This is a genomic window from Brachybacterium sp. B718/18 (assembly GCF_055454375.1).
In genome coordinates, this window is sequence record NZ_JBVDDO010000005.1 from 34,987 (window position 1) to 42,002 (window position 7,016).

The following is a 7,016-nucleotide window of genomic DNA, read 5'->3' on the forward strand; positions in this document are numbered from 1 at the left end:
CTCAGGTCGCCTGCGTGCGGGGCACCCCGTCCCGGCAGGCGACCACGAAGCCGCCCTCGTCGTAGCGGGTCTCGAAGGCCTCGCCCCACTCCTCGCCCGCCCACGAGGCGACGTCGGCCGGCTGCTTCCCGCCCCAGGAGAAGGCGTAGACGTCCACCAGCACGCAGTCCGGCACCCGCTGGTTCGACCCGTGCACCCACTGCACGTCGTGATCGGGGACGGCCTGGGCCATGAGGGTGATGTCGACGGCGAGCACGGTGTCGTCGGGCACCGCGGCGAGCGCTCCCGCCGCCGGTTCCGCCCGCCAGCTCGCCTCCCACTTCTCGGGCCGGAGGACGTCGAGGATCGGCATCTGGCTCCCCAGCAGCAAGGTCGCGGCCGCTGTCGCGGCGACAGCGGCGGTGCGCACCTCGGGCCCGGGCCGCGGCGCGTCCCGGCGCCGGAGCGCGGTGGCCCGGCCGGTGCGGCGGTCGCCGAGCGCGTCGAGCAGGGCGGCGAGCGCGATCGGCACGAGCACCGCGTTGTAGTGCCAGTACCACTCCCAGTAGAAGCTGACCGTTCCGGTGAAGCGCCAGGCGAGGGTGGGCAGCATGAGCAGGATCAGCGGGGAGCGCGCGCCGATGATGCCCGCCGAGAGCAGCAGCATCCCCACCGTCATCCACTTCACGGGAGGTCCCAGGACGTCGAGCGGTGAGCCGAGGTTGTCGGTGTAGTCGTACTGGCCGGCGGTGTTCAGCAGCGGCAGGATCACGAAGGTCGACAGCACGAACCAGCCGACGCCCCAGCAGGTGAGCCCGAGCCCGCCCCACCGGTGCTTCCGGGCGCGGAGGGCGATGATCCCGCCGAGCACGGCGACCGTGAGTCCGAGGTCCTCCTTCACGAAGACCAGCGGAGCGGCCCAGAGGATCGCCGCGACGGTCCGCTCCCGCAGCAGCGCGGTCAGCGACAGGGCGAGCAGCGGCACCGCGAACGCGATCTCGTGGAACTGTACGGCGGCGGCCGACTGCAGACCGAAGGAGAACACGGCGGCGCCTCCCGCGACCGACCCGGTGACCGGCCCGAGCCGGTCGATCGCGAGCCGGGTCAGGGGGATCGCCGAGCCGCCGAGCAGCGCGGCCTGGGCCCACAGCAGCGCCTCCCCGCTCGGCCACACCCACCACACCGGGGCGAGCAGCACCAGGATCGGATGGAAGTGGTCGCCGAGGAGGTTCGCCCCGTCGCCCTTGATCGGCACGATCGGGGCGCGCAGCTCCCCGTAGGCCCGGGCCAGCTGGGTGAAGATCCCCAGGTCCCAGGAGTGCGTGACGAGGGTGCGGAACTGCTGCGAGCCGAGCAGGCCGTAGACGAGGGTCGCCGTGAGGGCGAGCGCGACGGGGACCAGGCGCCGCGTCCAGCGGGTCGCGCGGTCCTCGACCGCGAGCTCGGCGGAGGGCGCGATCGGGGCGGTGGAGGTCACCCCGTGAGGGTAGCGGGGCTCTCCCGGGGAACGGACCTACACTGCGGCCATGAGCACCCCCTCCCCGGCCGCGCCCCGCCCCGCGCCCTTCGGCGACCCCCGTCGGCTGGTGCGCGTCGGCCTGCTGGCCGGTGCCGTCGGCGCCCTCACCCTCGTCGAGCCGCGTCGCCTCGGGCCGCTCGGCCGCGGTGCCTATCGGGTGGGCGTCGCCGCGGTGAGCGGGCTGCTCGCGGCCGACACCGCGCGCACCTCGGGCGCGCTGCTGGATCCGGTGCGGGACGGCGTGGTCACCGGCGGGGCGACCCTCGGCCTGATGGACCTCGCCGAGGCCGCCGACGGACTGCTCGTGGACTTCCTGCGCCGGGCGGGCGTCTCCCGGCCGCGCCCCGTGCTGGCCGCGGTCGGGGTGCTCGGGACCGTCGCCGCGTACGCGCTGCCGGGTCCGCTCGGCGGGGAGCGTTGGGGCTCCCTCGAGGAGGTCTTCTCCGAGAGCGAGTCGCAGGAGCTGCCGGCGGAGGCCCGGGCGCTGCTCGAGGCGCTGCTCGCGCCGGGGCCCGACGGCGTGGACCTCCCCGGCGCGGCGGCACTGCGCGAGCAGCTGGAGACGGTCCGCGCGGTCGACCCCGGCTACGCCACCTCCGATCTTCCGCTCGAGGTCGCCGCGCCCCGTCGCCGCGCCGTGCCGCATCAGCAGACCTGGCCGGTGACCGGGCGCTTCCGTCGCGGCGGGCGGGACTACGCGCTCGAGCTGACGATCTCCGAGGGCGCGCTCGCGATGCTCAGCGTGATGCTCGGCGAGGAGGCGTCGGACACGTTGGACGACCCCTATCTGGACCGGGCGCTCGAGGAGATGGCGTCCCCGGGGTTCCTGCTCCCCGATCCCGGGGAGCTGGTGCTGCACCGCGAGACCGAGGGCTGAGCCCGCAGCGCTCGACGTCTCCTCTCACCACAGCACGATCAGCTGCACGACGAGGATCTTGACCACCATGCCCACGGCGAACAGGGCGGAGTAACCGGACTCGGCGCGCTCGTCGTCGGTGAACGTGGCCACGTGCCCCATGAGCACCGGCTGCCCGATGAAGCCCGCGAGCGCCCCGAGGGTGCGCGGCGCGGACATCCCCGCCCAGCGCCCGACGCCCCAGAGGGCGAGCAACGACGCGGCGGTGAGCCCGGCGGCGAGCAGCGCCACGAGCAGGCCCGTGCGGCTCGGCGCGGTCTCGGCGAAGCTCTCGCCGCTCGCGAGGCCGACCGTCGCGAGGAAGAGGACCAGGCCGAGCTGGCGGATGGTGAGGTTCGCGGAGCCGGGGATGGTCCAGATCAGCGGTCCGGTGCGCTCGAGCCGTCCCAGCACCAGTCCCACCACGAGCGGACCGGCGGCCGCCCCGAGGGCGAGGCTCGCTCCGCCGCCCAGCGGGATGCTCACGAGGCCCGCGAGGATGCCGAGGGCGATCCCGAGACCCACGCTGATCCAGTCGACCTCGGTGATCCGCCGCTCCGAGTCGCCGAACAGGGAGGACAGCTCGCCCATCCGCTCGCGGGGCACGACCACCCGCACCCGGTCGCCGAGCTGGAGGCGCATGTCGGGCAGCGCCAGCAGGTCGCGGTCGCCGCGGCGCACCCGGGTGATGATGCCGCCGAACCGGGTGGGGATCCGCAGCTGGGCGACGGTGCGCCCGGCCACCTCAGGATTGGAGACCACCCAGCGGCGGTAGTCGACCACCGAGCGGTCGTCGGCGAGGTCCCCCGGGGCGAGGTGGCCGAGGTGGGAGACGGCCCGGTCGATCGCCTCGGGGGCGCCGACGAGCAGCAGGTGGTCGCCCACCCGGAGGTCGTCCTCGGGCAGGGCGACCCGCACCGCCCCGTCCCGCAGCAGATAGGACATGCGCAGCTGCCCGCCCCGGCCTCCCGCGCGCGCCGCGATCCCGGGGATCTCCTGGACCCGCAGCGCCCGGTCGAGCTCGACGGTCGCGGTCCGCAGCCCGGCGGCGGAGGCGGGGGCGGGGTCGCGGCGGCCGGGCAGGGGGCGTCGGCCGACGGCGGAGAGCACGAGGAGGGCGACGATCACGCCGACGGGATAGGCGATCGCGAAGCCGACGGCCGGCTCGGGGGAGCCGTCGAGAGCCCGGGTCGCGGTGTCCAGCGCCGGGGAGGCGGTGGTCATGCCCGAGACCATCCCGCCCAGCAGACCGGGGGAGAGGCCCAGCAGGCTGCCGGCCCCGAGGGCGAGCGCACCGGTGAGGACCAGCAGCACGCTGGCCGCGAGCAGCAGTCGGGTCTGGGTGCGCAGATCGCGCAGCACGCTCGCCCCGGCGGCGAGCCCCGTCGTGTAGACGAAGAGGGCCAGGCCCACGGCCTGCAGCAGGTCGAGCCCCTCCCCGAGACGCGGGTCGAGGGCACCGACGGCGAGGCCGATGAACAGGGCGCCCGCGGCGCCGAGCCGGAGCGGACCGAGGCGGAGGGCGCCGAGCGCCGATCCGGCCGCCATCACCAGTACGAGGGTGAGGACGGGAGTGGCGGCGAGGAGGTCGAGCATGGTTCGAGGCTAGCCCCGTGACCGGCTGTCATCGCAGGTCACGAGGGTGAGGTGATCGGAACGTCACCTCCACCCGAAGGTGACGTTCCGGTAACGGTGTCAGTGGATCTTCAGGTTTCCGCCCGGTCACCGGCCGGAGCCGCTTGACTGCCCCCACCGGTGCGCGTCGGGACCCCCTCCCGGGCGCGAGGACGCGCGGCGCACCGACCACCCCCGACCGGAGGACCGCCGATGCCGTTCACCCCGCTCTCCCCACCCTCTCCCGACCCCGCACCCGACCCCTCGTCGGGCCGCGCCCCCGATGCCGCCGCCGTCGGCCGCGCCCTCGGCCGTCGTCGCTGGGGCCGTACCCTCGCCGCCGGCGCCGCGGGCGGCGCGCTCGTGGCCGGGCTCCTCACGGCCCCCGCCGCGCTCGCCGACCCCGGGGACCTGACCCCGCTCGGCACCGCCTCGGAGCTCGGCGTCGACGTCCCCGTGCAGGACGAGCTGCTGGACGGCTCCGCCGAGGCCATCCCCGGCCGCTGGTTCGTGCAGGTCGCCGGTGATCCGGTGCTGCAGGGCGGCTCCGCGCGCGCGAACACGACCGCGCAGGAGCAGGTGCAGCTGCGCGCCGCCGACGTCTCGATCGACCTCGAGGTCGAGCGCTCCTTCACCGGCGGCTGGAACGGCATGACCGTCAGCATGTCCGATGCCGACGTGGCCGCCCTGCGCGGCGTCGCCGGCGTCGAGGCCGTCTTCCCGGTGCTCGCGGTCGAGGCGCCCGAGCCCGCCGCGACCTCCCCCGAGGACGCCCCCGCCAACGCCATGACCGGCGCGGACGTCCTGCAGGAGGTCGAGGGGCTGAGCGGTGACGGGGTCCGCGTCGCGATCATCGACTCCGGCATCGACTACAACCACCCCGACCTCGGCGGCTCCGGCACCGACGACGAGACCGCGGACTTCCCGAACGATCGCGTCGTGGGCGGCTACGACTACGTGGGCGACGCCTACGACTCCTCGACCGGGGTGCCCGCCGCGCCCGACGCCTTCCCCGACGACTGCGGCGGCCACGGCACCCACGTCGCGGGCATCGTCGGCGCCGACGGCGAGGTCACCGGTGTCGCCCCCGAGGCGGACCTCCTCGCGTACCGGATCTTCGGCTGTGACGGCACGAGCGACACCGACGTCATCCTCGCCGCCATGGAGCAGGCCCGGACCGACGGCGCCGACGTCGTGAACATGTCCCTCGGCGCGAGCTTCATGACCTGGCCTGACTACCCGACCGCGCAGATGGCCGACTCCCTCGTCGACGCCGGGATCACCGTCGTGATCTCCGCGGGCAACTCCGGGACCTCCGGCACCTTCTCGAGCGGCGCCCCGGGCGTCGCCGCCTCGGCGATCACCGTCGCCTCCGTCGACTCGACCCATCGCCGCTCGCCCTACGCGACCGCGGCCGGCAGCGACGTGGCCTACTCGGCGGCCACCGGCGCCCCGGCCCCGCCCACCGCGGGCGAGCTCGCGCTCGTCGCCGCCGGAGCGCCCGGCACCCCGCAGGCCCAGGCCTGCGATCCCGCGGGCGTGGCCCCGGCCGAGGCCGGTCAGGCGCTGCTCGTCGAGCGCGGCACCTGCTCCTTCCGCGAGAAGGCCCTTGCGGGCGAGGCGGCCGGGTACGAGGCCGTGATCCTCTACGACAACGCCCCCGGCGTCGTGAACCCGACCGTCGAGGGCGATCCCGCCCTCACCATCCCTGTGGTGATGCTCGGCCAGGCCGACGGCCTCGCCCTGCAGGAGGCGCTCGCCGCCGGAGCGGTCACCTGGACCTGGCAGGAGGGGACCACCGTGGTCGAGAACGAGACCGCGGGCCTGGTCTCCGACTTCTCCTCCTACGGCCTCACCGCGGATCTGCAGCTGAAGCCCGACGTCGCCGCCCCTGGCGGCTCGATCTGGTCCACCGTCCCGCTCGAGCAGGGCGCGCACGGCGCGAAGTCCGGCACCTCGATGGCCGCTCCGCACGTCGCGGGCGCCGCGGCGCTGCTGCTCGAGAAGTCCCCGGACCTCGCCCCGGCCGACGTCAAGGCCGCGATGATGTCCACCGCCGATCCGCTGACCTGGTCGCTCGTCCCGGACCAGGGCTACCTCGAGCCGGTCCACCGCCAGGGGGCGGGGATGCTCGACCTGGTCGCCGCGGCGAGCACCACGGCCCGGGTGGCTGAGCCATCGATCTCCCTCGGCGAGGGCGAGGACGGCCCGAGGACCGTGACCGTCACGGTCGCGAACACCTCCGTGGAAGACGTGACCTACGCCGTCGGCGTCCGCCACGGCGTCGCGACGGGCGCCCCGACCCTCGACCCGGCCTTCTACGCCGCCGAGGGGATCGCGGAGCCCGCCGTCGAGGAGTTCACCGTCCCGGCGGGGGGCAGCGCCGACCTCGAGGTCACCCTCGGGGAGGACTTCGGCGAGAACGGCATCATCTACGGTGGCTGGATCACCCTCACCGCTCCCGACGCCGATCTCGTCGTGCCCTTCGCGGGCCTCTCCGGTGACTACCAGGCGCTGCCGGTGCTCGAGGAGGTCGGCCTCGGCCTGCCCGCCCTCGGGGTCTCCGACGGCGCCGGCGGCGTGCTGATCGACGCCGACGGCGGCCACGAGTACACGATGCAGGACGGCGACGTCCCCTACCTCGCGTACCACCTGGCCTACCCGGCGGAGACCTTCGAGGTGCGTGCCTACCAGCTCAACGGCGGCGGCAAGGCCAAGCCGGTCAACCCCTCCATCGGCTCGGTGCTGTCCGTGGACCATCTCGGCCGCACCGCCGGGCCCGAGGTCTGGGCGTGGGACGGCACCTACGCGCTGAAGAACGAGAAGACCAAGACGGTCAAGAACGGCACCTACCAGCTCGAGCTGCGGGTGCTGAAGCCGCTCGGCGATCCCGCGAACCCCGACCACTGGGAGATCGTGCGGACGCCGACGTTCACCATCGCGAACCCGACCCCCGGGAAGCCCGGGGCGCACTGATCACGGTGATGCGCTGACCGCGGCGGTCGGCTC

At 74.8% G+C, this 7,016-nt stretch carries 4 protein-coding genes; 2 read left to right on the forward strand and 2 right to left on the reverse strand.

The window, feature by feature from the left end; genetic code table 11:
- Window position 1: 1 nt before the first annotated feature.
- The gene (locus ACZCAH_RS09325) at window positions 2-1,456 is read right to left on the reverse strand and encodes a DUF2079 domain-containing protein (protein ID WP_464340813.1); all 1,455 of its coding nucleotides are present in this window, start codon (window positions 1,454-1,456) and stop codon (window positions 2-4) included.
- 49 nt (window positions 1,457-1,505) lie between these two features.
- Between ACZCAH_RS09325 and ACZCAH_RS09330 the strand changes: the two genes are divergently transcribed.
- On the forward strand, window positions 1,506-2,375 hold the full coding sequence (locus ACZCAH_RS09330; RefSeq protein ID WP_464340814.1) for a hypothetical protein: 870 nt from the start codon (window positions 1,506-1,508) through the stop codon (window positions 2,373-2,375).
- A gap of 24 nt (window positions 2,376-2,399) precedes the next feature.
- On the opposite strand, the gene ACZCAH_RS09335 is transcribed toward ACZCAH_RS09330, so the two are convergent.
- Complete coding sequence (locus ACZCAH_RS09335) at window positions 2,400-3,989, reverse strand: aspartate:alanine exchanger family transporter (RefSeq protein WP_464340815.1); 1,590 nt, start codon at window positions 3,987-3,989, stop codon at window positions 2,400-2,402.
- Between the two features lie 231 nt (window positions 3,990-4,220).
- Between ACZCAH_RS09335 and ACZCAH_RS09340 the strand changes: the two genes are divergently transcribed.
- A complete protein-coding gene (locus tag ACZCAH_RS09340) occupies window positions 4,221-6,983 on the forward strand; it encodes a S8 family serine peptidase (RefSeq protein ID WP_464340816.1) in 2,763 nt (920 codons plus the stop codon).
- Window positions 6,984-7,016 lie beyond the last annotated feature (33 nt).

What these genes read in the sequence shown, in the direction of transcription:
- ACZCAH_RS09330 (WP_464340814.1), top strand. Translation starts at nt 1,506, where the DNA reads ATGAGCACCCCCTCCCCGGCCGCGCCCCGCCCCGCGCCCTTCGGCGAC.
- ACZCAH_RS09340 (WP_464340816.1), top strand. Translation starts at nt 4,221, where the DNA reads ATGCCGTTCACCCCGCTCTCCCCACCCTCTCCCGACCCCGCACCCGAC.
- ACZCAH_RS09335 (WP_464340815.1), bottom strand. Translation starts at nt 3,989, where the DNA reads ATGCTCGACCTCCTCGCCGCCACTCCCGTCCTCACCCTCGTACTGGTG.